This is a genomic window from Psychroserpens citreus (genome assembly GCF_055686305.1).
Map to the genome: position 1 here is coordinate 457736 of NZ_CM145999.1, position 26417 is coordinate 484152.

At 33.1% G+C, this 26417-nt stretch carries 24 protein-coding genes; 16 read left to right on the plus strand and 8 right to left on the minus strand.

Features of this window, described 5'->3' with window-relative positions; genetic code table 11:
• Nucleotides 1-4 precede the first annotated feature (4 nt).
• The 3 genes from ACTU6T_RS02190 to ACTU6T_RS02200 are packed head-to-tail and all read left to right on the plus strand — an operon-like array spanning nt 5 to nt 3134.
• The gene (locus ACTU6T_RS02190) at nt 5-493 is read left to right on the plus strand and encodes a DUF6265 family protein (RefSeq protein WP_460219627.1); all 489 of its coding nucleotides are present in this window, start codon (nt 5-7) and stop codon (nt 491-493) included.
• The gene (locus tag ACTU6T_RS02195; protein ID WP_460219628.1) at nt 493-1839 is read left to right on the plus strand and encodes a M28 family metallopeptidase; all 1347 of its coding nucleotides are present in this window, start codon (nt 493-495) and stop codon (nt 1837-1839) included. Before ACTU6T_RS02190 ends, ACTU6T_RS02195 begins: the two co-directional genes overlap by 1 nt.
• A 5-nt stretch (nt 1840-1844) precedes the next feature.
• Nucleotides 1845-3134 (plus strand): DUF2268 domain-containing putative Zn-dependent protease, encoded by a 1290-nt coding sequence (locus ACTU6T_RS02200; RefSeq protein ID WP_460219629.1) that lies wholly within the window; start codon nt 1845-1847, stop codon nt 3132-3134.
• Between the two features lie 57 nt (nt 3135-3191).
• Here ACTU6T_RS02200 and ACTU6T_RS02205 read toward each other — a convergent pair whose 3' ends face one another.
• Nucleotides 3192-3971 carry a T9SS type A sorting domain-containing protein gene (locus tag ACTU6T_RS02205; protein WP_460219630.1) on the minus strand — a complete coding sequence of 260 codons (780 nt, stop codon included), beginning with the start codon at nt 3969-3971 and terminating at the stop codon, nt 3192-3194.
• A 510-nt stretch (nt 3972-4481) separates the two neighbouring features.
• Nucleotides 4482-8636 carry a DUF8202 domain-containing protein gene (locus ACTU6T_RS02210; RefSeq protein WP_460219631.1) on the minus strand — a complete coding sequence of 1385 codons (4155 nt, stop codon included), beginning with the start codon at nt 8634-8636 and terminating at the stop codon, nt 4482-4484.
• A gap of 571 nt (nt 8637-9207) precedes the next feature.
• On the opposite strand from ACTU6T_RS02210, the gene ACTU6T_RS02215 reads away from it, so the two are divergent.
• Nucleotides 9208-9771, plus strand: a complete 564-nt coding sequence (locus tag ACTU6T_RS02215) for a YdeI/OmpD-associated family protein (protein WP_460219632.1) — start codon at nt 9208-9210, stop codon at nt 9769-9771.
• A 68-nt stretch (nt 9772-9839) separates the two neighbouring features.
• Here ACTU6T_RS02215 and ACTU6T_RS02220 read toward each other — a convergent pair whose 3' ends face one another.
• Nucleotides 9840-10517, minus strand: a complete 678-nt coding sequence (locus ACTU6T_RS02220; protein WP_460219633.1) for a Crp/Fnr family transcriptional regulator — start codon at nt 10515-10517, stop codon at nt 9840-9842.
• Between the two features lie 107 nt (nt 10518-10624).
• Between ACTU6T_RS02220 and ACTU6T_RS02225 the strand changes: the two genes are divergently transcribed.
• From ACTU6T_RS02225 to deoD, 12 genes are all read left to right on the plus strand, one after another.
• Nucleotides 10625-12997 carry a heavy metal translocating P-type ATPase gene (locus ACTU6T_RS02225; RefSeq protein ID WP_460219634.1) on the plus strand — a complete coding sequence of 791 codons (2373 nt, stop codon included), beginning with the start codon at nt 10625-10627 and terminating at the stop codon, nt 12995-12997.
• A 102-nt stretch (nt 12998-13099) separates the two neighbouring features.
• The gene (gene ccoS, locus ACTU6T_RS02230) at nt 13100-13288 is read left to right on the plus strand and encodes a cbb3-type cytochrome oxidase assembly protein CcoS (RefSeq protein ID WP_460219635.1); all 189 of its coding nucleotides are present in this window, start codon (nt 13100-13102) and stop codon (nt 13286-13288) included.
• 6 nt (nt 13289-13294) lie between these two features.
• Nucleotides 13295-15484 (plus strand): cytochrome-c oxidase, cbb3-type subunit I, encoded by a 2190-nt coding sequence (gene ccoN / locus ACTU6T_RS02235; RefSeq protein ID WP_460219636.1) that lies wholly within the window; start codon nt 13295-13297, stop codon nt 15482-15484.
• Nucleotides 15485-15490: 6 nt separating this feature from the next.
• A complete protein-coding gene (locus ACTU6T_RS02240; protein ID WP_460219637.1) occupies nt 15491-15676 on the plus strand; it encodes a CcoQ/FixQ family Cbb3-type cytochrome c oxidase assembly chaperone in 186 nt (61 codons plus the stop codon).
• Nucleotides 15673-16623: a cbb3-type cytochrome c oxidase N-terminal domain-containing protein gene (locus ACTU6T_RS02245; protein ID WP_460219638.1), complete on the plus strand. Its 951-nt coding sequence runs from the start codon at nt 15673-15675 to the stop codon at nt 16621-16623. The genes ACTU6T_RS02240 and ACTU6T_RS02245 overlap by 4 nt, the downstream gene beginning before the upstream one ends.
• 3 nt (nt 16624-16626) lie before the next feature.
• Entirely contained in the window at nt 16627-18051 is a 1425-nt protein-coding gene (ccoG, locus tag ACTU6T_RS02250) for a cytochrome c oxidase accessory protein CcoG (protein WP_460219639.1), read from the plus strand.
• 150 nt (nt 18052-18201) lie between these two features.
• Nucleotides 18202-18648 carry a FixH family protein gene (locus ACTU6T_RS02255; protein ID WP_460219640.1) on the plus strand — a complete coding sequence of 149 codons (447 nt, stop codon included), beginning with the start codon at nt 18202-18204 and terminating at the stop codon, nt 18646-18648.
• A gap of 12 nt (nt 18649-18660) precedes the next feature.
• Nucleotides 18661-19362 (plus strand): sulfite exporter TauE/SafE family protein, encoded by a 702-nt coding sequence (locus ACTU6T_RS02260; protein ID WP_460219641.1) that lies wholly within the window; start codon nt 18661-18663, stop codon nt 19360-19362.
• Nucleotides 19363-19405: 43 nt separating this feature from the next.
• A complete protein-coding gene (locus tag ACTU6T_RS02265) occupies nt 19406-20848 on the plus strand; it encodes a pyridoxal phosphate-dependent decarboxylase family protein (RefSeq protein WP_460219642.1) in 1443 nt (480 codons plus the stop codon).
• 85 nt (nt 20849-20933) lie between these two features.
• Nucleotides 20934-21353 (plus strand): CBS domain-containing protein, encoded by a 420-nt coding sequence (locus ACTU6T_RS02270; protein WP_460219643.1) that lies wholly within the window; start codon nt 20934-20936, stop codon nt 21351-21353.
• Between the two features lie 123 nt (nt 21354-21476).
• Nucleotides 21477-21911 (plus strand): RrF2 family transcriptional regulator, encoded by a 435-nt coding sequence (locus ACTU6T_RS02275; protein ID WP_460219644.1) that lies wholly within the window; start codon nt 21477-21479, stop codon nt 21909-21911.
• 18 nt (nt 21912-21929) lie between these two features.
• Nucleotides 21930-22631: a purine-nucleoside phosphorylase gene (deoD, locus tag ACTU6T_RS02280; protein WP_460219645.1), complete on the plus strand. Its 702-nt coding sequence runs from the start codon at nt 21930-21932 to the stop codon at nt 22629-22631.
• A 3-nt stretch (nt 22632-22634) separates the two neighbouring features.
• Here the strand turns inward: deoD and ACTU6T_RS02285 are convergent, their stop codons facing one another.
• From ACTU6T_RS02285 to ACTU6T_RS02305, 5 genes are read right to left on the minus strand one after another with little or no spacing between them, the layout of a single operon-like run.
• The gene (locus tag ACTU6T_RS02285) at nt 22635-23417 is read right to left on the minus strand and encodes an ABC transporter permease (protein WP_460219646.1); all 783 of its coding nucleotides are present in this window, start codon (nt 23415-23417) and stop codon (nt 22635-22637) included.
• Entirely contained in the window at nt 23410-24117 is a 708-nt protein-coding gene (locus ACTU6T_RS02290) for an ABC transporter ATP-binding protein (RefSeq protein ID WP_460219647.1), read from the minus strand. Before ACTU6T_RS02290 ends, ACTU6T_RS02285 begins: the two co-directional genes overlap by 8 nt.
• The gene (locus tag ACTU6T_RS02295; protein ID WP_460219648.1) at nt 24111-25346 is read right to left on the minus strand and encodes a nitrous oxide reductase family maturation protein NosD; all 1236 of its coding nucleotides are present in this window, start codon (nt 25344-25346) and stop codon (nt 24111-24113) included. The genes ACTU6T_RS02290 and ACTU6T_RS02295 overlap by 7 nt, the downstream gene beginning before the upstream one ends.
• Nucleotides 25347-25350: 4 nt before the next feature.
• Nucleotides 25351-25788 (minus strand): nitrous oxide reductase accessory protein NosL, encoded by a 438-nt coding sequence (locus ACTU6T_RS02300; protein ID WP_460219649.1) that lies wholly within the window; start codon nt 25786-25788, stop codon nt 25351-25353.
• Nucleotides 25789-25825: 37 nt separating this feature from the next.
• On the minus strand, nt 25826-26416 hold the full coding sequence (locus ACTU6T_RS02305; protein WP_460219650.1) for a hypothetical protein: 591 nt from the start codon (nt 26414-26416) through the stop codon (nt 25826-25828).
• Between the last annotated feature and the right edge of the window lies 1 nt (nt 26417).

The following is a 26417-nucleotide window of genomic DNA, read 5'->3' on the forward strand; positions in this document are numbered from 1 at the left end:
AAATATGAAGTCTATACTTAGTCTTGTTTTTTTATTCTGCTTATCAGGTTATGCGCAATCAGGGATTGAAATTCCTAAAGACACATTAGCTCCTAAGCTTAGTAACATTAAGTGGATCTCCGGAAATTGGAAAGGAGAAGCCTTTGGAGGCCAAACTGAAGAGAATTGGAGCGAACCTTCTGGAGGTTCTATGATGGCAACTTTCAAATTGATTAATGATGGTAAAGTGTCTTTCTATGAAATTGAAATCATCAGAGAAATTGAAAACTCCCTTGTACTTCAACTCAAACATTTTGATGACGATCTCAAAGGATGGGAAACCAAAAATGAAACTGTCGATTTTCCATTATTATTTATCACACCAAATAGGGTTGCTTTTAAAGGTATGAGTTTTGAAAAAGTAAGCGATACAGAAATGAATGTCTATGTGGATATCGAAAATGATAAAGGAGACATTGATATTGTCAAATTCAACTATAAAAAGCACAACTAATGAAATACTTATGTCTTATTACATTCCTTTTTTTTATCATTATTTCTGAAGCACAAACACAACAGAAAATATATGACATCATCGATGCTATTTCTGAAGAAAGCTTACGTCAAGACGTGAAAAATTTAGCAAATTTTGGAACGCGACATACCTTAAGTGATACCCTATCGCAAACGAGAGGTATTGGAGCCGCACGACGATGGATAAAAAATCAGTTTGAAAGTATTTCTAATGACTGTAACAATTGCTTAGAGGTTTTTTATCAAAAAGATTTGGTGAAAAAAGACACTAACGAACGCATCACACACGATGTCATGGTTGTTAATGTAGTCGCAATACAACGAGGCAGTAAATATCCAAATCGCTTTATTATTATGAGTGGAGATATTGACTCAAGAGTGTCAGACCCAAACAATTTCACATCAGATTCTCCTGGCGCCAACGACAATGCCTCTGGAATGGCTGGTGCTATTGAAGCTGCACGCGTATTATCAAAATATCAATTTGAAAGTAGCATCATCTATGTTGGACTTTCTGGCGAAGAACAAGGTTTATTTGGCGGACAAGGGCTAGCCAAATACGCAAAAGATAATAATTGGGATATTATTGGTGTTCTCAATAATGATATGATTGGAAATATTACAGGTGTGGATGGCGTTATTGACAATCGTTCGTTTAGAATCTTTTCTGAACCTATTACAACCGATGAAACTGACCCAGAAATCTTAGCTCGCCAAGCTAGAGCACGTCGTTTTTATGGTGGTGAAGTTGATGGGATTTCTAGACAGTTAGCTAGATATGTTCATAAAACAGTTAAGATTTATATGCCAGAAATGAACCCAATTCTTGTATACCGATTAGATCGTTTTGGTCGTGGTGGACATCACAGGCCTTTTAATGATGCTGGGTTTCCTGGTTTAAGAATCATGGAAGCTCATGAAAATTACACCCAACAACATCAAGATATTAGAACCGAAAACGGCATTGATTATGGAGATACATTTGAGCATGTCAACTTTGGATATGCCAAAAAATTAACAGCAGTTAATGCTATTAATTTGGCAAGTTTAGCTTCTGCTCCACCATCACCTACAACTGTTGAAATTGGAGGAATTGTTGAACCCTCTGCAAAATTAAAATGGAGCCCTGTTGATGGCGCTACTGGTTATAAAATATATTGGAGAGACACAACTTCTCCTACTTGGGATCACAGTAGACATGTTGGCAATATCACAGAATTCACCTTAGACGGTATTGTTATCGATAATTTCTATTTTGGTGTCGCTGCTGTTGGTAAAGACGGCTTTGAAAGTGTTGTTGTATTTCCGAATAAAATAATGAGATAACTATTATGAGACATATTACTTGCTTACTACTTTTTGCCATATTTTTTCTGTTTACATGCAAAAAAGAAACACCTATTGCACCAAAAGACATTTCTAGTTTACATCTTCCAGATTTAGATGTACTCTTTGAAGATTTTAATACATTGGATAGCACTAAACAATATCAGAAATTTGCTAATAAGTTATATCTAAACAATCGAGATTTACAATCCTCTGAAATGTATGTCTATGCAGCTTGGATGTATAGTCAGGCAAAATTAATGGATTCCTCTGCTCTTATGGTCAATCTGGCCATAGATAATGGGATGTCAAATCCGAAAATTCTTTCAAAGTTTGGTATAGACAGTGATTCAAATTTCATAGATGTACAGAGACGTTTAGATTCAATTCAAAATGAGCTAAAAAGCATTAATAATTTTGGTATCGAATTGGGATCTATGCAAGAATTTTGGGCATATTTTGATCGTGCTAAAGCAGATACATCTAATGCCAATTCTATTTTTAAGGAATTTGTATTTAGTGAGCACCGAGAATTAAGAGACTATTATACGATACGTTACAATAATTTAGATGCAATGACTTCTCAGATTATTAAAACTACTCCAGAGTATTACACCTATTTAAAGACGCAATTTAGTGAGGATAGTATTTATGCTTTAAAAACACGTATTACAGAATGGATGAAAAATTTTAAGACCATATACAATGATGCTGTATTTCCAAAGGTTTACGTTGTACCTGGTTTATTAAATTCTGGAGGAACAGCTTCTGAAATGGGCATGTTCGTTGGAGGTGATATGTATGGAAAAAGCGAAAATATGCCTATGAATGGAATGACAGATTGGGAAAAAGGAGCTATTTCAAACACAAGTGATTTACCAAAATTAATCATACATGAACTCATGCATTTTCAGCAAAATTATGGAGATGAAGAGAATGCTCAGAATGTTCTGGGAAGTGTTTTTATGGAAGGTGTTTGTGATTTTATGGTTGAGCTTTGTACAGGTTCTGAATTAAGCAATAAGAATACTGAATTCTTAGAAGATCCTGCAAATTTAAAAATGGTTTGCGATGATTTTATTAAAGATCGCTATACGTTAGATTATTCTAAATGGCTTTATAATGGTGAGATTGAAGATAGGCCTTATGATTTAGGGTATACTTTTGGTTATTTAATTTCTAAATCATATTACAACAACCAAGAAGACAAAACTCAAGCTATTTATAACTTACTTAATACTGAGGATTATAAATTAATTTATAAAGGAAGTGATTTTGCTTTTTTATTAGAATAAAAACAAAGAGACCACCTGTAAAAGTGGTCTCTGAGTAAAACTAATTTAAAAAACTAACTAATTAACTAAAATCTTCTTTGTGTTTACTCCATTTTCAGCTTTCACAATTACTACATAAGTACCCGTAGTCATTTGACTTGCATTAATGGTTAATTCACTATTTGTATTAGACGTATTAGATCTATGAACAGATTGTCCAAGAATGGAATATACCTCAACACCATCTATCTTTAAATTCGAATTATTTGATATTTTGATTATATCTGAGCTCATATCAAAACGAATATCTAATTGCTTCTCATTGGTTTGAAAATCATTAACTCCTAATGTATCTGGTTGCATAAATACAATCTCAAATCTATTAAAATATGCTCCTACACCTAAATTAAATTGGTAAGCTTCATCTTTAAGATTAAAATAAATACCTTCAGCTTTATCATGAACGAAAATGTCTAATGTATTAGGAATATTTTCTAATTTATCAATTGAAATCGAATGCATACCAGAGCCGTTTGTATTAATTCCTAATGCTAATACTGTATCTTCATTAATAGCATTTACGCCTTGAGTTAAATACTTACCACTATCAATTAACCAATACATATCATCTGCTTGAATATCTTCCATTTCAGCATCAAATTCAGCATCAAATCCAGCAGTAGCATTTTCATCAGCTAATACATTTATTAATCTAGTTGATGAATTAGCAGAGTTAAACTTTAATCTAATTTTCATTCTTTCATCTCCAGAATCTGTAGTGTTTGTAGCGAACACATTTGGTAAACTTAGCATAATACATGCTAATAAAACTGTAACATTTTTAGTAGTTTTTTTCATAATAATAGTTTTTAATAATGACAGGCGCCATTGCTTAGTTAAATTCTCTTGTTCTTAATTAAAATTGCGTTATGGTAATAACACGTTGAGGGAGAATACTTCGCTATTATGAAAAGTATTTTGGATTAATCAGATATTGAAAAAAATATTATGAAAGTGTAAATAGGTATTTAAGTTTCATAGGCTTGGGGCCAAATATTTAATTGCTTGTTTTAAAACTAACAATTTCAATAACAAGTCAAATATAGAGCAGCCAAACAGGTCCATATCAAATACTCGATTACATGAAAAATATACTCGTTTAAATGCAATGTGCTACATAAAACATCGATTAAATGCATATCTTTTTGACTTTAAAAACAGAACACAAACCACTATTAATCAACAAATAAAGCCTACAAAAAGCTAACTATTACCAATGATAAAGTATTTTAACAAAACGCTGGTCATAAAAAACGAAAAGACCGCCATAAGGCAGTCTTTAAGTTGACATAAAAATTAAAAAACTAACTAATTAACTAATATCTTTTTAGTGAAACTTCCAGTCTCAGTTTCAATCTTTATTATATATGTTCCTGTGCTAAATGTCTTTGCTTCAATGTTAAACTCATTATTTACTGAATAGTCATCAGAGGCAAAAACTGATTGTCCAAGAATCGTAAATATTTCTATACTATCTATAGTCAAATTTTTAGGATTTTTAATGGTTATGATTTCATCATCTAAATCATAAAAGACATCTAATTCATCTTCAACTTCAGCAGATTCAACGCTTAATACATCTTTATTTTGAAATACAATTTCAAATCGGTTTAAATAAACTCCTTGACCAGCATTAAAATTATAGGCACCATCATTTTTTAAGTTATGATAAATCCCTAACTCAATATCATGTAAATAAATAGTAATTGGATCTGTTATGTTTTCAGCATACTGCATAGAAATGCTTTGCATCCCAGCTTGATTCAAATTAACGCCTAACGGAAGCACCGTATCTGCATTAATATTATCTATACCTTGAATTACATATTTCCCTTCATCAATTAGCCAGTACATGTCATCAACTTGATTATCATATAGCTCGGCATCATAACCCCAATCATACCCAGTGGTTGCATTGTCATCTACCGTAACCAGTATCTTTCTACTATAAGTTCCAGCAGAGTTAAATTCAAAACGAATTTTTAATCGTGTATCTTCTTCAGCTTGATCTTGTGAATTAGCATTTGCTTCAGTATTAGTACCATCAGTACGCATAAATGTTGAAGAACTTCCAGCTTCAGAAACGAAAATACGCTGACTATTATTAAATTTTATGGTTCCAGTATTTTCACCTACAACGAAGAACCCTTGTCCTACAGGAATGTATCTTCCTGGCAATTTTGTTCCAACTAAGCTACTCTGATCAACATCAGGATCTGGAGTTCCGTAAGCAACTGCTGGTACCGAACCTGCCAAATTATATGTTGCATAACCACCCTGATATTCAGAAAGCACATGAGATCCACCTCCCCAATGTTCCCAAAAATAAATGGTTCCAGTTGTATTTCCTGGTGCATCAATTGTTGGTCCATTATCTAATATAAATTCATGCGCATCAATTGCTGAAGCATAAGGATTTCCTACTAAATAGTCATTACCTGCATTAAGTGGTAATGTAATATCTCCATTATTAGGTTTTCCGTTTACAGTATAATTTTGCTCTAATGATACATTTCCAGATGTATCAGTGATACCTTTCATTGTAAAACCTTCTCCAGGTTTCATTGTACCTGTACTTCTTACATGCTGCCATGCTGAGTAATCATCATCTGGCTGATTAGCAAATTTCCAAATCCAATAATCTGCTATACCAATTGGTGGTCCTGAATTTCCATCATAACTATTCGTTATGAAATTTATATTTTGCGGAGATGCTGAATTAGTTCCATCTCTAAATGTACTTTTTATAGTATAGTTTGTATTATTAGCTGTTGTGCTTGTCAACCCTACAGGTGAAGACCAGTAATTATAAGTGAACTTGTCTTTTGTTCCTTGTTGATCTTTTTCTAATTCACCAGAACTAGTTATATCCAAATCACTATTTTCAGTTTGTATTAATTGAGACTCACCTTCCAAATCTATATCCCCATCTAATTTAAGATAGTGAGTTATCGTAAGTCCGCCACCAGATTTAGAAGCATTACTTCCAGATATAGTTAATTCATTAGAATTTACAATTAACCCAAGAAGTGATCTATTTTTAGAATTTACAGTTGAATTATCCATTGAAATTTTATGAGACGTTTCAACGATATTCCATTCAACATTAACTGCACTATTAACAATAGATTTAGCGCCTGGTATTGTTTGTACACTACCATTTGCCCAAGTAGAACTCGAATTCCAAGTTCCATTTTGAGTTGACTTATAAGGCAATGGTGCTGTTTGATCATCAATTGAACTGTTTGGTAAGTTATACAACCTTCCATTTAAATTAGTCTGAGAAGATTTGTTGAATAGACAGTTTCCTCTTAAATGAGAAAATGGCATGTATAACTCTAAGTCATTCCAATCTACTGTTCCAATATCATTTTTAGTTGGTGTCACATTTTGCTTTTCGAAATACGAGCCATTAACTTTATTAGATTTATTTTCAATTTCTTGGTTCATTATGTAACGTAATTGCTTTTCTGATAGTTTTGTATTCCAAATTCGAACTTCATCAATATATCCTGAGAAATACTTATCTGGTGTGTCACCAGCAGCTCCTATGTACAATGAGTTATTAGATGCGGTTGGCTGAGTCCTAGACTCAGTATGTGATAATACACCATCGATATACATTCTTAGTGTACTACCATCATAGGTAGCAGCAACTTGATGCCATTCATCAAAAGGAATTGTTGTATTAGCGACAGATGTTTGATAAACACCGGAAGTATTTCTCCATTTCATTAATAGCTTTCCTGTATTATTTAATTTAAAATCGAAGCCCTCTGTATTAGCATTGTCTCGCTTAGCAATAATTGTACGTCCACCAGAATTAATATCTCTATTAATCCAAGCTGAAATAGTAAAACCAGATGTATTTAAATCAAAATTATCTCCTAAATCAACATATGTTGATGTCCCATCAAAACTAAAATGATAAGAATCTTGCATCTCTTGCAACTTAGCCAATGTAAAGTATTCTCCATCATCTAAATCTAACCCAGTAAAAGAAACTGTCTTTGTAGTAGAATTATATGTTCCAGTAATATTTTTATAATTAGATAAATCACTATTATTTGATACGATTAGTTCCAAATCAGACATCCCAGAAATACTCCATTGACTTAAATCAAAATCTAATTTTATAGTACCAACATCATTTGAACTTTCTCTAGCTTTCCAAACTCTTCCGATTGTACTATATACACGTTCTGGAACACCTGAAGTTTTTAATTCAATATCTGATCCGTTATTTCCAACCAATAGATAATCTCTATCATTAGTAATCGAACCCGATTCGTCTTCCATAGTTAATACAGAAGTCTCTTTTGTGATTTCGGCCACGTGAACACTTTTAGATTTTAGCTGTAATAACCCAGAATCATCGTCTCTTGCTATTCCAAAAACATTATATCCAAATCCTGCATTATTTGAACCTACCCAAGCATAAGAGTTATTTGAAAGCACATAATCGTTACTTGTACCAGAATATCCAAAAGTAGTTGTATGATTTGGTGAATTTTCCCATCTATAATACTCGTCATTATATCCAAGTGTAATACCATATTTAATTGCCATATAGGTTTCTACTCTTTGCCTTTCGAGTGCCGTTAATGCCCTATTATAAACAATGATTTCTGCAACTCTACCTTGCAATAGATTTCCAATGTCTGTATTACTACTATTACGTCTTCCTCCAATGATGACATCTTTGTCAGTTGTTTCTCCAGTACCAAATCCAGCATCACCATCTGTATATGTTGTTAGAGGATCTAAATAGCCGTTGACATATTTTTTTATTTTGCCTGTAGCTTCATTTGGGTCATTAACAAGTGAAGCACCATTAATATCTACCACTAAAGAAGAAATTTTTGGATCATTTCTTGCATGTGTAATACCGTAGTTTATTCCACTATTAGGATCACCTTGTCCTGTACCTGATGTTCTAGCTAATGTATAATGAACTACCCTATCTCTATCACCTAACCATAGTTGATAACTCCTGCTACTTCCAGTAGCTCGAGATAATATTGTTCCAGCACCACTTTGATCTGTTAAAAATGCAGCAAAAATAGACATACTAGAAGGGTTTGTAATAGCAGCATCTGGTGAAGGCGTAATATCTAATCCTGTACCTGAAACAGTTGCTGTTGGAATTTTCATATACTCTCCTCCACTTCTTGTAAATCGCAAAGCAGGATTAAAATTGATAGCATCGGTAAGATAAGTAGGCCCATTAGTTGATCCTTTGACTATACTAAATGCATTAGAAGAGTTATCCCCCCAACTATTTACACGTTGATTATTAGTTGTTGTACTTGTAGAAGCATCTGCTTTTAACCATAGTTGAAGGCTACCAGGCACTTTACCTGGTGATTGAGCAAATACAATAACTGTATTAAATACTAATAAGAAGATTAGGATACATAATTTTGTAAAAGTAGAACTTCCAAAATTGTTAATAGTTTTCATAATAATAGTTTTTAATGATGTGTCGCATCATTTGGTTAAGTAAAATCTCCCTTACTTTTGTTTTTAATAATGTTATTTGTCAAATACTGTGGTATCACTACTAGCTATAATAGTAGATAACACAACGAGGGAGAATACTTTGCTATTACGAAAAGTATTATAGATTAATTAGATATTGAAACAATATTATGAAATGTAGTACCAGTTAATATGACGATAATGAACTAAAATTTCCTGATTTATCTGAAAACAGACTAGGAATAGATAAGACACAACGTTACAGTTTTTACTGTTTTAATTAGGTATTTATGTTTCATAGGCTTGGGGCCAAATATTTAATTACAGAATATAATTTCCGTAATTTCAATAACTGCGTAAAATTATACTTACGCAAAACAAACATACGTATAAAATCGATTAAAAGCATAATAAATTCGACGAAATGCATAAATTTGTTAAAAATATCGCCAAAACACGCCTATTATTCCTACAAAAATCGAAGCTTAAAAACTATAAAACCAATAAGTTATAGCGATAAATGCCTTAATTTTACTACAAAATTTTACAGTTTATGGAATATTACTTCAAAAACAATTTAGAATGGCGACATTGGTTAGAAAATAATCATGATAAATCTAATGGCATCTATTTAATATTTTTTAAAGTTGAAAACAAAGAAGCTTCTATGCGTTGGGAAGAAGCTGTAAAAGTAGCACTTTGTTATGGTTGGATTGATTCTACTGTAAAAAGTTTAGGCAAAGGGAAACGGAAACAATATTTCTGTCCCAGAAAACCTAAAAGTGTTTGGAGTGCAGTCAATAAAAAACATATAAAAGCATTAATTAAAGACAACTTAATGCATGAAAGTGGTTTAAAATCTATTAAAATCGCCAAAGAAAATGGAAGTTGGACAGCTTTAGATAATGTGGAAAAAGGAATTATTCCATCAGAGTTACAAGAAGCATTTAACAACAATCCTAAGGCCCTTGAAAATTATAACAACTTTGCTCCTTCCTATAGAAAAGGGTATTTATATTGGTTATTTAATGCGAAGAGAGAAATTACAAGACAAAATCGGATTACAGAAATAATTAAACTATGCGAAGCTAATATTAAAAGTAGAGGTAATTGGTAAGTACAATCCTTATTTAAATTATAGTTAAAATCCGAATTTAACATTAAGAATCAAATTCTTAGTAGTAACTATTCGACAAATTTTAGTTTTTGAAGGTTTTCTATTTTAATCTGTTTTCCTTTAGTAGAAATCAAGCCTTCCTTTTTAAATTGAGATATAATTCTTATTGCCGATTCTGTAGCCGTACCAACAATATTTGCATAATCTTCACGAGATAGGGTTATCGACAAAAAACCCTCATCGGTAAGACCAAAATTATCGTGAATATACACCAAGACATCTGCCAATCGATTCTTCACAGATTTTTGTGCCATATCTACAATGACATTTTCAGAACCTTTTAAGTCTTGAGCCATTTGCTGAAGTATTTCCATTGAGAATTTAGAGTTATTTTTAAGGTCATTCATAATTTCACTCTTAGGAATAAAACAAACCTCCATATCATTAAGTGCTACTGCACTTAAATTTGCAGATTCATTTCCCACTAATGAACGTTGCCCTAATAAATCTCCTTTAACTACTAACTTCACAATTTGATCTTTTCCGTTAGCACTCAACTTCGATAATTTGCATACACCATCTTTAATACAAAACACACCATTTATAGTTTCGCCTTCTTCAAAAATGACTTCTCCTTTCTTTACAATTTTCGATGTTCGACAATTTGAAATTCTCACCAACTCGTCCTTGGTCAACGCTTTTAACGAATTAAATTGTCTAACTATACACTGTTCGCATTTACTCATACTTCAACTTTAAGTAGTTATGTAAAAATAATCAAAACATGACAAAAATCATATTATTTGAGGCGTTCATTTTCAATATTTGCATCAGGTATAAATGAGCAAATATTATGGACAAGGTTACTTGTTTCCACTGTGGTGATAATTGCAACACAACAACAATCACCTTTGACAATAAAAACTTCTGCTGCAATGGCTGTAAGACCGTTTTTGAGATATTCTCAGAAAACGACTTAACTTGCTATTATGATTTGCAAGCTGCTCCAGGGGCTGTTCCAAAAGAAATTCAAGGGAAATACGACTTTTTAAGTCAAGAGTCAATCATTGAAAAACTGACTGAATTTAACGATGGTAAAACTCAAATAACAACCTTATATATTCCTCACATTCATTGTAGTTCTTGTATCTGGATATTAGAGAACCTCAATAAACTTAACCCAGATGTAACATCTTCTCAGGTTAACTTTGGCAAGAAAACGGTAAGAGTCACCTATAATTCTGAATTATTCTCACTCAAAAAAGTGGTATTACTTCTTAGCGCTATAGGATATGAGCCTTATATTTCGTTAAACGATTTCAAAACTGGACAACAAAATGTTAATCGCAGTTTAATCTATAAATTAGGAATTGCTGGTTTTGCTTTCGGAAATGTGATGTTTTTATCATTTCCTGAGTATTTCGAAGTGGGTGAGTTTTGGTTAGAGAAATACAAACACCTATTTCGTTGGTTGATGTTTGCCTTTTCTTTACCTGTTGTATTTTATGTCGGACAAGATTATTTTATTTCAGCTTACAAAGGCCTACGATCTAAATTACTCAATATAGATGTACCAATTGCTTTAGGAATCGCAGTTTTATTTCTTAGAAGCTCCATCGAAATCATACTCGACCTTGGCTCTGGTTTTTTTGACAGTTTAACTGGTCTTGTTTTCTTTTTATTACTCGGAAAGTTCTTCCAACAAAAAACTTATACTTTTTTATCTTTTGAACGCGACTATAAATCATACTTCCCGATAGCAGTAACTAAAATTACTATAGATGGTCATGAAACACCAATACAAGTTTATGATATAAAAAAAGGAGACCGCTTGTTAATTAGAAATGAAGAATTGATTCCAGTAGATGGTATACTTATTAATGGAAAGGCTAGAATAGACTATAGCTTTGTTACTGGCGAATCAGAATCTGTAAGCAAACAATCTGGCGACAAGTTGTATGCAGGAGGCAAACAAACTTCTGGTGTTCTTGAAATGGAAGCTATCAAATCTGTTGAACAAAGCTATCTTACCCAATTATGGAGTAATGATGTTTTCAATAAAAATAAAGAAGATGGCTTTACAACACTTACAAATAAGATTAGTAAAAAATTCACTTTAGCCGTCTTAAGCATTGCCATTATAGCTACAGCATATTGGCTAGTTGTAGATGCCTCAAAAGCCATGAATGTTTTTACTGCAGTCTTAATAATTGCTTGCCCTTGTGCTATTGCATTATCGGCTCCTTTTACCTTCGGAAATTTGCTACGTATCTTCGGAAAGCTAAAATTCTACGTTAAAAACGCAGCAGTCATCGAACAGTTAGCAGCTATTAACACCATCATATTTGATAAAACCGGAACAATTACTTCTAATAAAAAAAGCACCGCTGATTATGAAGGCATTACCTTAAACCCTTCAGAAAAAGTACTCCTAAAAAATACTTTAAGAGGATCAAATCATCCGTTGAGTAGAACGCTTTATGATATCTTAGATGAACATGACATCATTTCACTAAACCATTTTGAAGAACATTTAGGTAAGGGTATTGAAGCAACACATAAGTCTAATCAAATCAAAATTGGATCGGCGAGCTTTGTTGGCACCACTGAAACATCTGTACTAAACACCACTGTACATGTAAGTACTAATAATAACTACAAGGGAAAATTCATCTTTTATAACAGCTATAGAAAAGGGTTAGCCAAATTATTTAATATACTGAAAAAGCAATATGATTTGGTCATCTTATCTGGTGACAATGAAGGTGAATTAGAAAATCTAAGAAAGTTACTTCCATCCAAAACCAAATTAATTTTCAATCAAAAACCAGATGACAAATTAGAGTACATTAAATATCATCAAAGTGAAGGCGCTAGGGTATTAATGGTTGGTGATGGTTTAAATGATGCAGGTGCTTTAGCTCAAAGTAATATTGGTATCGCAATATCAGAAAATGTAAATGTGTTTTCTCCTGCTTGTGATGCCATTTTAGATGCGACAAAATTTAATCAACTTAACAAATTTATAAGCGCTTCAAAAAGTGCTATCAATATCATAAAATGGAGTTTTGCATTATCGTTTATGTATAATGTCATCGGGCTCTATTTTGCAGTGACTGGACAACTAGCTCCTGTAGTTGCAGCAATATTAATGCCTTTAAGTTCAATAAGCATTGTGATATTTACAACCATTGCTACTAATCTTATGGGAAGAACATTAAAATAAAAAAGAGATTATAAAAAGTTGAAATTAATTTTTTAAACATGATTTATATCATGTTTTAAGAACTGGTTCAACTGTATTTTTGAACTATAACTTCTAATAGGTATGAGTGTTATATATATTTTATTAAGTATCAGCATTATAGTTGCTGTTGTGTTCTTTATTGCATTTATAACTGCAGTAAAAAAAGGACAATTTGATGATAGTTATACGCCTTCTGTTAGAATGCTTTTTGAAGACGAACTCGTTAAAGAGCAACCAAAACCATCTGTTAAAATAAAAAAGACTAATTAAATTATTATGGAAGTTCAACAGTTTCACTACGATAATAAAATCGTAAAAAATTTCCTCTATGCCACAATGCTTTGGGGAGTTGTAGGAATGTTAGTAGGTCTCCTATTGGCGTTCATGTTTTTATTCCCAAACCTCACTGACGGTATTTCGTGGTTAAGTTTTGGTCGTTTAAGACCATTACATACCAATGCAGTAATTTTTGCTTTTGTTGGAAATGCCATTTTTGCCGGTGTCTATTATTCGACACAACGTTTATTAAAAGCAAGAATGTTCAACGATACTCTAAGTAAAATCAACTTTTGGGGATGGCAAGCTATTATTGTAGGTGCGGCAATCACATTGCCTCTTGGTTATACAACATCTAAAGAATATGCCGAACTCGAATGGCCTTTTGATATTGCGATTGCAGTCATATGGGTCGTTTTTGGATGGAACTTAATTGGAACTATTCTTAAACGTAGACAACGTCATTTATATGTAGCCATCTGGTTTTACTTAGCCACATTTGTAACTGTTGCGGTACTTCATATCTTCAATAGTTTAGAAATGCCAGTGAGCGGACTTAAAAGTTATTCCGTATACGCTGGTGTACAAGATGCCTTAGTTCAATGGTGGTATGGTCATAATGCGGTGGCTTTCTTTTTAACAACGCCTTTTTTAGGATTGATGTATTATTTTGTTCCTAAAGCAGCAAATAGACCTGTGTATTCTTATAGACTATCAATTGTTCACTTTTGGTCTTTAATCTTTATTTACATTTGGGCTGGTCCTCACCACTTATTATATACAGCACTTCCAGGATGGGCTCAAAATCTAGGTGTTGCCTTTTCAGTAATGCTATTAATGCCGTCTTGGGGAGGTATGATTAACGGACTCCTAACACTTCGTGGTGCTTGGGATAAAGTACGAACAGACCCAGTGTTGAAATTTATGGTTGTTGCGATTACCGGATACGGTATGGCAACCTTTGAAGGTCCAATGCTTTCTTTAAAGAGCATGAATGCCATGGCACACTTCACCGATTGGATTATTGCCCATGTGCATGTTGGAGCTTTGGCCTGGAATGGCTTCTTAACCTTTGGTATGATTTATTATTTAGTACCAAAATTATTTAAAACAAAATTACACTCGCTCGCTCTAGCTAACCTCCATTTTTGGATAGGTACTTTAGGAATCATTTTCTATGCCTTACCAATGTATGTGGCAGGATTCCAACAATGGGCAATGTGGAAACAGTTTAATCCGGATGGAACGTTAGAATATGGTAACTTCTTAGAAACGGTTACTGCAATTATGCCAATGTATTGGATGCGCGCTATTGGTGGGACTCTATTTTTAACTGGTATGATTATTATGATTGTTAACGTAATTATTACCATAAGAAATGGTAGTAAAGTAAGTGATGAATTAGCTGAAGCAGCTGCACTTCAACGCGTATCTAAAAAACGTGTAGCTGGAGAAGGATGGCACACATGGTTAGAGCGTAAGCCTATTAAATTAACCATTTTTGCTACTGTAGCAATCTTGATTGGTGGTATTGTACAGATTGTACCAACCTTATTAGTAAAGTCTAATATCCCAACAATCGCAAGTGTAGAGCCGTACACTCCTTTAGAACTTGAAGGTAGAGATATTTATATAAGAGAAGGCTGTGTTGGTTGTCACTCTCAAATGGTAAGACCATTTAGAAACGAAGTTGAACGCTATGGAGAATACTCTAAAGCAGGAGAATATGTGTATGATCATCCATTCCTTTGGGGAAGTAAACGTACTGGACCAGATTTACATCGTGTTGGTGGAAAGTATTCAGATAACTGGCATTTAAATCATATGTATGATCCACAAAGCACCTCATCAGGTTCTATTATGCCAGCATATCAATGGCTAGTAAGAAATGAACTTGATAAATCACAAACTGAAGCCAAAATGCGAGCTATGGTAAAATTAGGGGTTCCGTATTCTGAGGAAGACATAGCTAATGCCCAACAGTCTATGACAGCACAAGGCACTCAAATAGAACAAAATCTTCATACTGATCCAGATTTTGCGGCAGCCTACCAAGCTGATAAAGAATCTGGTGGCGATGCATTTATCCAAATGCGCGATAGGGAAATTGTAGCCATCATTGCTTATTTACAGCGTCTTGGCACAGATATTAAAGTGAAAGATCAAGATATAAGTTCAACTCAAAACTAATTTATCATGCTAAAATTTGTAAAAAATCACATGGAAAGTATCACAGGAATAGAAATCTATCCTCTGATTTCCTTAACTATATTTTTCAGTTTTTTCGTCATCTTATTTTGGTGGGTAATTACTGCAAAAAAAGACTATATCACTAAGGTGAGTAACCTTCCTTTAGATAACCAAAATCCATCAGAACTATGAGACATATACCATCATGGATAAGAGTACCTGTAGTATTCTTTATCATTTTAGGACTTACAGAATACTTCATTGATTCTGGAGATCAGCCGGCATTTATATCAGAACCATTAGTTGGCTTATTCTTACTACTTGTATTTCTAATTCTTGTAGCCATAGAAGCTATTGTTGGCGCACTAGATAATGTATTATACCAAAGTTTAGATGCAGAAGCTAAAACGCGATATAAGGCAAAAAAATCTGAGCCTTCAAAATTTGTAGCTTGGATTAAGTCGTTATACAAAAAATCATTAGGTCAAAAACCGTTAGAAGAAGAACACGATATCATTTTAGATCACAACTATGATGGCATCAAAGAATTAGACAACGATTTACCACCTTGGTGGCTTTACGGGTTTTATGCGTCAATCATTTTTGGAGCAATTTATCTTACTAAATATCACATTTTTAATGGAGACACTCAATATGATGAGTTAGAAGCTGATATAGCTCAAGCAAAAATTGATATTGAAGAATATAAAAAAACAGCAAAAGATTTAGTTGATTTCAACACGGTGACAGTGTTAACAGATGCGGCAGATTTAAATGCTGGCAAATCCATTTTTGAAATGAACTGCGTTGCTTGTCATAAAGCTGATGGCGGTGGAGGCATTGGCCCTAACCTTACTGATAGAAATTGGATTTTAGGAGGTGGTATCAAGAATGTATTTAAAACGATTTCTGAAGGTGGTCGTGATGGTAAAGGTATGATTGCTTGGAAACAAAGCTTAAAACCATCAGAAATGGCCCAAGTAGCGAGCTATGTTCTTCAATTTGAAGGCACTACTCCAGCAGAACCTAAAGCACCTGAAGGTGATATTTGGATCGATGAGAATGCTCCTGTAGTTGATGAAGCCACTGAAACTATAGAAGTAAAAGCAGATTCAATTTCTGTAATAGAAGAAAAATAACGCATGGAAACACCCAATAACGAATCCTTTAGAGACTCTATAGGTACTGTAAATAAAGAAGGCAAACGTGCTTGGGTGTACCCAAAAAAGCCGAGTGGTCGGTATTACGATAAACGAAAAATCGTAAGCTACGTTCTTTTAACATTTTTATTTACAGCACCTTTCATCAAGGTTGATGGAAATCAGTTTTTGATGTTTAATGTATTGGAACGTCGTTTCAATATTTTTGGGTTTCCATTTTGGCCTCAGGACTTCTACTTATTTGTGATTTCAATGCTTATTGGCGTTGTCTTTATCACGCTATTTACTGTAGGATTTGGGCGAATTTTTTGTGGATGGATTTGCCCGCAAACAATTTTCATGGAAATGGTATTTCGTAGAATAGAATATTGGATTGAAGGTGACAGAAATAAGCAACGTAAATTAGATCGACAACAATGGGATGCAGAAAAAATTAGAAAACGTGTATTAAAATGGTTCATCTTTTTGGTCGTTTCCTTTTTAATTGCAAATGTATTTCTAGCCTATCTTATTGGGAGTGATAAACTCATTAGATATATCACTGATGGACCTCTTGAACATTTAGGCACTTTATTTCCATTGATTATATTCACTGGAGTATTCTATTTTGTGTTTGCTTGGTTTAGAGAACAAGTATGTATTATTGCGTGTCCTTATGGTAGACTTCAAGGTGTACTATTAGACAACAAATCTATCGTAGTTGCCTACGATCACAAACGAGGCGAAGGTGACAATGGTCGAAAAAAGTTTAGAAAAAATGAAGACCGTGAAGCTTTAGGTCATGGTGATTGTATTGACTGTTTGCAATGTGTACATGTTTGTCCAACTGGAATTGATATTAGAAATGGCACCCAATTAGAATGTGTTAACTGTACCGCATGTATTGACGAATGTGACCATATAATGGACAGTATTAATTTGCCTAAAGGCTTAATTCGATACGCCAGCGAAGATAACATTGAGAAAAAAAAGAAATTTGAATACACACCACGATTAAAAGGATATACTGCTGTACTCTTTATCTTAACTGGTGTTTTAGTTGGCATGCTATTGCTAAGAACCGATCTTGAAGCCAGAATTTTAAGACTTCCAGGTCAATTGTATGAACATAAAGAAGGTAATATTATTAGTAATGTATTTACCTATAAATTGATAAATAAAACAACAGACACTATTTCTAATGTGAGTTTTAAATTACGTAAGTATAAAGGAAAAATTAAGTTGGTTTCAACTTCAGATAATTTTGAAGTACCAGCTCAAGGATCTGCTGAAGGCACATTATTTATTGAAATTGATAAAAGCGAACTCTCGGGCGATAAAAACAAATTAATGATTGAGGTTTATAACGAAAATGAAATTATTGAAACCACAACTGTTAACTTTTTAGGCCCTAGAAGCTATAATTAAAGGCAATGTAACATGCATTAAGGATTGAAACGACATCCTTTTTATTTGGAGGCTGAGCGTAGTCGAGGTAAGCAAGTAAAAAGATACAGTGGAAAGCCTGACCCTCTGAAGTGCATACGAAAGTGGGAAATGCCATAAAAAACAAAGATTATGAAAATAAATTGGGGAACCGGAATAGTAATAGCTTTTATAGCATTTATAAGCTTTATCATGTATTTCGTAGTCAATATGAATGCATCAAAAAAATACAATACATCTTTAGTCACAGAAGATTACTATAAAGAAGAATTAGAATATCAAAATGATATAGACAAGGAAACTAATGCTAACGATTTAACCACAAATATCTTATGGAAACGTACAGATAAGGGTTTAGAACTTAGGTTCCCTGAAACTATGGACATCAATAAAATCACTGGAAAAGTGTTCCTATATAGACCATCTAATGAACACGTAGACTTTGAAACTGCAATTTCATTGTCTAATCACAATTTGCTCATACCTGACAAACGTTTGTTAGATGGTCGTTGGAACATTAAAGTGGATTGGCAATATAATGGAAAATCATATCTCTACAAAAAAGAGATTACTTACTAAAGAATGAATTAAATGCTTTGGTCTGCTCTCATATTTGGTCTATTAGGAAGTTTCCACTGTGTTGGAATGTGTGGTCCTATTGCCTTTATGCTACCTGTAGATCGTAATAACTCCACTAAAAAGGTATTTCAAATAGTCGCCTATCATTTTGGAAGACTTATGGCTTATGCCATAATTGGTCTCATCTTTGGTCTCGTTGGAAAAGGGTTATACATCTTTGGAGTGCAGCAACAACTATCCATAGTCATTGGAATTTTGATGATTGCTATAGTGTTTATACCAATACAAACGTTCAACAAGTATAACTTTTCGAAACCAATTTACAAACTTATCTCTAAAGTAAAATCGTCACTAGGTCAGGCTCTTAAAAAGAAAACAGCAGACACTTTTTTAACGATTGGCTTTCTTAATGGTTTTCTACCTTGTGGTCTAGTATATATGGCTGTTATTGCGTCTATTGCTACTCAGCATGTAGCACATAGTAGTTTATACATGATCTTATTTGGTTTAGGAACAATCCCGTTAATGACCACTGCAATTTATTTAGGTAAATTTTTAAATTCAACACTCAAGCAACGTATTCAGAAGGCAATTCCTGTTGTGATTGTCATTATTGGTTTATTATTTATCGTTCGTGGTTTAGGATTAGGTATTCCTTACCTCTCACCTGCACCAGTCGCAGAGATGGCTTCTAGTACAATAGACTGCCATTAAGACCTTACAAATCACTATATTCAAAGCCTTTCAAACTAACATCATGCCCTTAAACAACATCAGTATTAACAAATTACAACTATCAAAAGAGGATATGAAATCCTACGGCTATCAAGTTATAGATGCTATAGTAGATCATTTTGATACCGAACATACCAAACAACCAGTAGCTTTTGCTTCGAGAGATGAAATGGATTTCCTTTTCAATATTGAAATCCCAGAAAAAGAGACACATTATCAAGAAGTTTTTGATTTTGTAGTACAAAAAGTTATTCCTAATAGTAATATTGTATCCCATCCAAAATCTTATTCTTTTGTACCAGGACCAAGCAATTATGTAAGTGTTATGGCTGATACTTTGGCAACAGGATTCAATGTGTTTTCTGGAGGATGGGCTGCATCACCTGCTGCTGCAGAATTAGAAATCGTAACTATGAATTGGCTACTAAAACTTTTTAAATTTCCAACTAAAAAAGGTGGAGGCATTTTTACAAGTGGTGGCTCTATGGCCAACTTAACCGCATTGGTAACGGCCAGAAGACAGCGTTGCGGAGATGATTTCTCTAAAGCCATTGTATACATGTCTGATCAAGCACATTCTTCAAACATCAAAGCTATACGTGTATTAGGTTTTAAAAAAGAACAGGTACGAATTATCCCAACAGATATCGAATTTAAAATGGCCATCAATAAGCTGAAAAATGCAATTGCTAAAGATCGACTAGAAGGCTTACAACCTTTTTGCATTATCGCTTCTGCTGGAACCACAAATACTGGTAGTATTGACCCACTTCAAGAGATTTCTAAAATTTGTAAAGCCGAAAACTTATGGTTTCATATCGATGGTGCCTATGGTGCACCAGCCATCTTATCTGCTAAAGGAAAAGGTTTATTAAAAGGTATTGAAAAAGCTGATTCACTTACTATTGATCCTCACAAATGGATGTTTCAACCTTATGAGATGGGATGTTTATTAGTGAGAAATCATAAATGGTTAAGTAAAACCTTCAGTGAAAAACCTGAATACTTAAGAGATATTGAAGGTAACACTTCCGAAATAAATTTCTATGATCATGGCATTCAATTAACGCGTCGTTTTAGAGCTTTAAAATTTTATATGTCGATGAAGACATTTGGCTTGAATACTTTTAAACATGCCATCTCTTATTCTATAATTTTAACAGAGACTGTTGAATCTCACTTGAGACAAAGCTCCAATTGGGAAGTCATATCACCAGCAACCTTAGCTGTTATTAATTTCAGGTACAATCCCATTGGGTATTCATATTCTGAAAAAGAACTAGATACATTGAATCAACAAATTTCGCAAAGTGTTGTGGCTTCGAGAGAGGCTTTATTAGTCACTACTGTCTTGCAAAATCAAATAGTACTTAGAATGTGCCTTATAAATCCTAGAACAACTTTTGAAGATGTTAAAGCTACTTTAGAGTTATGCGAAACCTTTGCAAAAACATTCAAAAAATAAGAACATCTTTCACATACACTGACATTTATCATAGTTTTTAAAACGGTCAAATGGTAACTTTAATAAAGAATTAAAACCTAAGACCATGAAAAAAAGAACACCAATTTCAGCAATAATGACCACAGAGGTCATCACCTTAAATCTAACAGATAACTTAGAGATCGCTGAGTCTCTTTTCAAAAAAAATAAGATCCGACATATCCCAGTAGTAAGTGGCGATGAAATTATAGGCATGTTGAGTTATACCGACTTACTTAGAATTAGCTTTGCCGATGCTATAGATGATGGTGAACAAGATGTAGACACTGTAGTATATAATATGTTTACCATTGAACAAGTGATGGCAAAAAACTTGGTAAGTATTAGTTCAAATACCACAATAAAAGAAGTTGCAGAACTATTAGCTAAAAAAGAATTTCATGCATTACCTGTAGTTGACAACAATGCTTTAGTTGGAATTGTAACAACTACAGACTTGATAAATTTCCTGATTGAACAGTTTTAGTGTGTCATCATTAAAACGTTACATCCTGAAAAGTCTAAGTGATTTTTCAGGATGTATTATTTAATTCAGATAATAGTATCCTAATTAAAATATTATTCGTTATTTGTATAAAATATCTTTTAAATGTTTTCAAAAGCTTGCGAATATGCGATTAGGGCATCCATTTTTATTGCCAAAAACTCATTTGAAGGACATAGAGTGAGTCCTAAAAAAATTTCTGAGGAGATTAATTCACCTCAGGCCTTTACTGCCAAGATTTTACAAGCTCTTGTTAAACACAATATTATAAATTCTTCAAAAGGTGCCTATGGTGGTTTTCAAATCGAAAAAGAAAACATTTCTAAAATAAAACTATCACAAATTGTAGAAGCTATAGATGGAAATAGTATTTACAATGGTTGTGGTCTTGGCTTAGAAAAATGCGACGAGGCACATCCTTGTCCTTTGCATGATAAATTTAAATCGATAAGACACAATTTAAAACATATGCTAGAGCATACAAACCTAGAAGAATTGGCTTTAGATTTACAACAAGGTTCGGCATTTTTAAAAATTTAATCACCTAAAAAAATTATAATGAGCATACATATAGAAGCACAAAAAGGCGATATCGCAGACACTGTACTGTTACCAGGAGATCCCATGAGAGCAAAATGGATTGCAGAAACTTATTTAGATCATCCAAAATTGTATAATGACGTTAGGGGTATGCTAGGATATACAGGAACTTTTAAGGGCAAGCCTGTCTCTGTACAAGGTACTGGAATGGGAATTCCTTCCTGCTTAATTTATGCTCATGAACTTATCAATGATTATGGTGTCAAAAACTTAATTAGAGTAGGATCTGCTGGATCGTATAAAGAAAACATTAAACTTAGAGACATCGTTATTGCTATGGCTGCATCGTCAAACTCGGGCATTAACAATTCAAGGTTTATCAATGCCGATTATGCGCCTACTGCAAATTTTGACTTATTTATGAAAGTTGCTGAATATGCGAAACTACATAATATTACTATCAAAGCTGGAAATGTATTGTCTTCAGACGAATTCTATCAGGATGATTATGAATCTTATAAAAAATGGGCAGATTTTGGGGTCCTTTGTGTAGAAATGGAAACTGCAGGCCTATATACCATAGCTGCCAAACATAACGTTAATGCATTGTCTATATTAACAATTTCAGATTCTTTAGTTACTGGAGAACACACTTCAGCAGATGAAAGAGCGTCTACATTTAATACAATGATTGAACTAGCTTTATCTACTTTAGACTAACTGTTAAAAATCTTTCTTTCTTGATTTATAAATAATTCTAAATACTGGTAATACTACCCAAACTGTTAACATAACAAAAGATATTATGAGACCTAAGCTTGTCCCAAAGAATTGTTTAAAAACTGCTCCTGTGTATCCTAATAATGCAGAAATATCTAGTTTTAAAAGGATTAATGTTCGGGATAGATCTATAGGATTAAGCATGGTTCCTATTAATGATATTTTATCTAAAGGGTAATCTTCAAACATAATTAAGGTCATTAAGAATAAGCCATCGTATATCACCGCCAAAAATAACCACAACAAGATCGCATAGCCAAAACCTTTAATCTTATTCTCATTAGACAAGGCAATATTAAATGCTAAGGCTGTAAAAATTAAGGTCAAAAAAGTTCCTGTAATTAGTAATAGTGAGAAATCCCAAATGACGTTACTTTTAAATAATCCATAAAACACAAATGGTATTCCTAAACCCAAAATCAAACTTATAGATAATGATAAAGCTACACCTAAATATTGTCCAAGAAATATAGATGAACGTTTTAACGGTTGTGCTAATAGAAGTTCAGTAAACTCTTTAGAATTGTAATAGTACATGACACCAAAAATGGTTCCGATTAAAGGAACTAAAACAATAATTACATTCATCAAGGTAATGACAGCTTTTGATAAATCGTTATTTAAAAATAAAAGCACAATTCCTAACAATAAATAGAATGCAAAATAGACGTAACTCCAACGACTACGCATTAAATCAAAAAAACTATATTTTAATATCTTAAGCATGATTATCGGATAATATAGACGCAATTGCATGTTCAAAATCTGGCTGATTGGTCTTAGTTTTTAATTCTGAAATAGAGCCTCTGAAGTAAATCTTACCTTCTAATAAAAAGACAATCTCATCGGAAACTTCTTCAACAAAACTCATAATATGTGATGTAATCAAAATGGTTTTACCTTTAGCTTTTTCGGCTTGGATTAAGTCTTTTAAACGTATTAATGATATTGGATCTAAACCTGTAGTAGGCTCGTCTAAAATCACTAACGGACTATCAAACATAAAGGTTAATACAATGTTTACTTTTTGTTTAGTTCCTCCTGAGAGTGTTCCTAATTTCTTATTTAAAAATGGCTCTAATTTGAAGAGTTTAATTAAACGTACATCGTCATCAGTACTTTGCCGAAGATCTTTTATCATTCTAATGAGTTCTCTTACCTTTAAATTACTTGGGAAATTGGCAATCTGTGGTAAGTAATCTATTTTATGTCGATACTTCGAATTTTTCTTGATATCCTCTCCCAGCACATTAATGTGGCCTTTATCTGGAATAACCATCCCTAAAATTGATTTAATCAAAGTTGTCTTTCCTGAACCATTAGGGCCAAGCACTGCAAAAATGCCTCCATCATTTATTGTTAAATCGAGTCCGCTCAACACACGGTTCTTTCCAAATGCTTTATGTAATCCTATAATATTTACCATGTGACTTTCTTTGTTAGTGGGTGAAGGTCAAAAAGATTATCAGGTGTAAATACTGGAGATACTTTTTCAGAAAAATCTATGATATCAATAAACATACTACGCAATAAAATAATGGTTTCTGGTGTACGATTTACGATATAGGAAAATAGCTTTACAGGTCGATAAGGCACATCACCTATACCATCTTTATCTAAATCATAACCCGTATAATTACTCCAATAATTTTTATCAAATTCGTTGTCGTTTACTTTACTATTATAGGCAATGTCAAAAGAATTATATAAAAAATTATTCTCTGTAAATTGGTTAGTATAGCAAGCGCCTCTAACCTTTATTGCCCAACCATTATTCTTAAAGTTATTATGTTTATAAACGATACGATTTGATCCTTCAATGTTAATTCCAATGGTATTTTCTTCAAAGGTATTACCAATAATTTCGGCATCGTTTATTTCTTTGAGAAGCATACCATATGAAGCTGTTCCCCAATTTTCTTTGAATGTATTATTGAACATTTTGATTTTTTTTGAAAACATAACTGCCACACCTGCTCCATTATTTTCGAATATATTGTCTTGATATACATCATTATTAGAAAACATAAAGTGTAAGCCATATCTCAAATTCAAGGCACTTACATTATTCTTAATTAAGCAATCATCTGAGAACTCTAAATAAATTCCATCTCTAACATGCTCTACATAATTATGCTCAATTTCAATATGATTACTATACCATAATTGTATTCCATTTCCCGAGTTATATTCTTCTACGGCATCACCAATCACTTTATTATGAAACACTTTTCCGTAATTAGATTTCTCAATATAAATTCCGAAAAACAATTTTTCTAGTACTAAGTTTTGAATGACAAAGTGTTTACTGCGTCTCACACGAATAGCGGCATAATCCTCTGTATAACTAGTACCTACATTAATTATAAACAAGCCATCTACAGTAACATTATCGGAAATAATAGTTATAATTTCACCTTTTAATTCACCGTCTATTACAGGGTAATTTTCACCAATAATAGTAAGTGGCTTATCAATTAATATATCATGCTCTTTGTAAGTGCCTTTTTTTACAACAATAGTATCAAAGTCCTTAGCTAGGCTTATGGCTTCTTTCACTGTTGAAATTGGACAATTACCACAGACTTCAATCTGAAATGCATTTATATAGCCAACCCAAAGAATGACAAAACAATAAATTAATATGCTTTTCATTTTACTAGTCTTTAAAATGTGCTAGTAATTCGTTCCATGAATATAAATCGCCTCCTTTTTCCGATTGAGCTTGTTGCGCATCAACTTGATGCTCAAAAGCCGATAAAAATGCACCCATTGGGCTCGGAATATTTTCACTTATAAGGAACGTAGCCTTAGTGGCATCAATAAGTATCTCAGGTGTTGTATAGTCATTTGATAGATACAGAGCGATTTCAGAAGTGTCAAATTCATTCATAAAATTGATCATACATTCTGTTGCATCAAACTTATAGACTTTTCCTTTTTTAGTGACGATTTCAGCAGCATGAACTTTGTCTACAATAGTCATTTTACAAAAATGGCAGCCATCACTACCATAATCTATCGGTTTAGGTGACACATTACAACTGAAAAAGAGCAACAGCAATGTAATGCTTATATAATATTTTAGTGTTTTCATGATTTTAGTGTTTAGTGTTTTTTAATCAGTATTTGACCTAGACCATTTTATGTTGTTTCTTTCCTATCAAAAAAGCAACAAATGATGCTCCTATGCCTAGAGTTAGGAATAATGCTCCTAATTGCGGGTATGAATGTGCCCTAAAATTGAGAATATCTTTACTCCCAAAAAGTGGTGGTTGAAATCCCATTTGAGTTCCGTCTGGATTTGTAAATTTCATAATCGCTTTAGGGTCGAGGTTATGACCATAATCATGTTCCCATAAATAAAAGTCATAAAGTCCAGCAATGCTCAAAACAATCATTAAAATAAACCAGCCCAAAAACCACTTATAATTACCTTTCCATGCAATTAATAATCCCAAAATACTTGTGATAATAATACCTGCAGGAAAGATTTTAAATTCAGGAATAGCTTCTGGTATGTACTGCATTCCAACATAATGATTCATTAAATTAATATTTTTAATGTCATGTGGATTCGCATCTGAAAAGTCATTGATATGAATATACATTCCTAAAGGTGTAGGATATTGAGGCGCTTCTAACGTAATTTTCCAAAGCGGAAATAAAAACAATCCTAAGGGCAGAATAGCTGCTAGCAGCATGATGGCATTTGACTTTTTCATC

What these genes read in the sequence shown, in the direction of transcription:
- ACTU6T_RS02190 (WP_460219627.1), top strand. Translation starts at nt 5, where the DNA reads ATGAAGTCTATACTTAGTCTTGTTTTTTTATTCTGCTTATCAGGTTAT.
- ACTU6T_RS02195 (WP_460219628.1), top strand. Translation starts at nt 493, where the DNA reads ATGAAATACTTATGTCTTATTACATTCCTTTTTTTTATCATTATTTCT.
- ACTU6T_RS02200 (WP_460219629.1), top strand. Translation starts at nt 1,845, where the DNA reads ATGAGACATATTACTTGCTTACTACTTTTTGCCATATTTTTTCTGTTT.
- ACTU6T_RS02205 (WP_460219630.1), bottom strand. Translation starts at nt 3,971, where the DNA reads ATGAAAAAAACTACTAAAAATGTTACAGTTTTATTAGCATGTATTATG.
- ACTU6T_RS02210 (WP_460219631.1), bottom strand. Translation starts at nt 8,636, where the DNA reads ATGAAAACTATTAACAATTTTGGAAGTTCTACTTTTACAAAATTATGT.
- ACTU6T_RS02215 (WP_460219632.1), top strand. Translation starts at nt 9,208, where the DNA reads ATGGAATATTACTTCAAAAACAATTTAGAATGGCGACATTGGTTAGAA.
- ACTU6T_RS02220 (WP_460219633.1), bottom strand. Translation starts at nt 10,517, where the DNA reads ATGAGTAAATGCGAACAGTGTATAGTTAGACAATTTAATTCGTTAAAA.
- ACTU6T_RS02225 (WP_460219634.1), top strand. Translation starts at nt 10,625, where the DNA reads ATGGACAAGGTTACTTGTTTCCACTGTGGTGATAATTGCAACACAACA.
- ccoS (WP_460219635.1), top strand. Translation starts at nt 13,100, where the DNA reads ATGAGTGTTATATATATTTTATTAAGTATCAGCATTATAGTTGCTGTT.
- ccoN (WP_460219636.1), top strand. Translation starts at nt 13,295, where the DNA reads ATGGAAGTTCAACAGTTTCACTACGATAATAAAATCGTAAAAAATTTC.
- ACTU6T_RS02240 (WP_460219637.1), top strand. Translation starts at nt 15,491, where the DNA reads ATGCTAAAATTTGTAAAAAATCACATGGAAAGTATCACAGGAATAGAA.
- ACTU6T_RS02245 (WP_460219638.1), top strand. Translation starts at nt 15,673, where the DNA reads ATGAGACATATACCATCATGGATAAGAGTACCTGTAGTATTCTTTATC.
- ccoG (WP_460219639.1), top strand. Translation starts at nt 16,627, where the DNA reads ATGGAAACACCCAATAACGAATCCTTTAGAGACTCTATAGGTACTGTA.
- ACTU6T_RS02255 (WP_460219640.1), top strand. Translation starts at nt 18,202, where the DNA reads ATGAAAATAAATTGGGGAACCGGAATAGTAATAGCTTTTATAGCATTT.
- ACTU6T_RS02260 (WP_460219641.1), top strand. Translation starts at nt 18,661, where the DNA reads ATGCTTTGGTCTGCTCTCATATTTGGTCTATTAGGAAGTTTCCACTGT.
- ACTU6T_RS02265 (WP_460219642.1), top strand. Translation starts at nt 19,406, where the DNA reads ATGCCCTTAAACAACATCAGTATTAACAAATTACAACTATCAAAAGAG.
- ACTU6T_RS02270 (WP_460219643.1), top strand. Translation starts at nt 20,934, where the DNA reads ATGAAAAAAAGAACACCAATTTCAGCAATAATGACCACAGAGGTCATC.
- ACTU6T_RS02275 (WP_460219644.1), top strand. Translation starts at nt 21,477, where the DNA reads ATGTTTTCAAAAGCTTGCGAATATGCGATTAGGGCATCCATTTTTATT.
- deoD (WP_460219645.1), top strand. Translation starts at nt 21,930, where the DNA reads ATGAGCATACATATAGAAGCACAAAAAGGCGATATCGCAGACACTGTA.
- ACTU6T_RS02285 (WP_460219646.1), bottom strand. Translation starts at nt 23,417, where the DNA reads ATGCTTAAGATATTAAAATATAGTTTTTTTGATTTAATGCGTAGTCGT.
- ACTU6T_RS02290 (WP_460219647.1), bottom strand. Translation starts at nt 24,117, where the DNA reads ATGGTAAATATTATAGGATTACATAAAGCATTTGGAAAGAACCGTGTG.
- ACTU6T_RS02295 (WP_460219648.1), bottom strand. Translation starts at nt 25,346, where the DNA reads ATGAAAAGCATATTAATTTATTGTTTTGTCATTCTTTGGGTTGGCTAT.
- ACTU6T_RS02300 (WP_460219649.1), bottom strand. Translation starts at nt 25,788, where the DNA reads ATGAAAACACTAAAATATTATATAAGCATTACATTGCTGTTGCTCTTT.
- ACTU6T_RS02305 (WP_460219650.1), bottom strand. Translation starts at nt 26,416, where the DNA reads ATGAAAAAGTCAAATGCCATCATGCTGCTAGCAGCTATTCTGCCCTTA.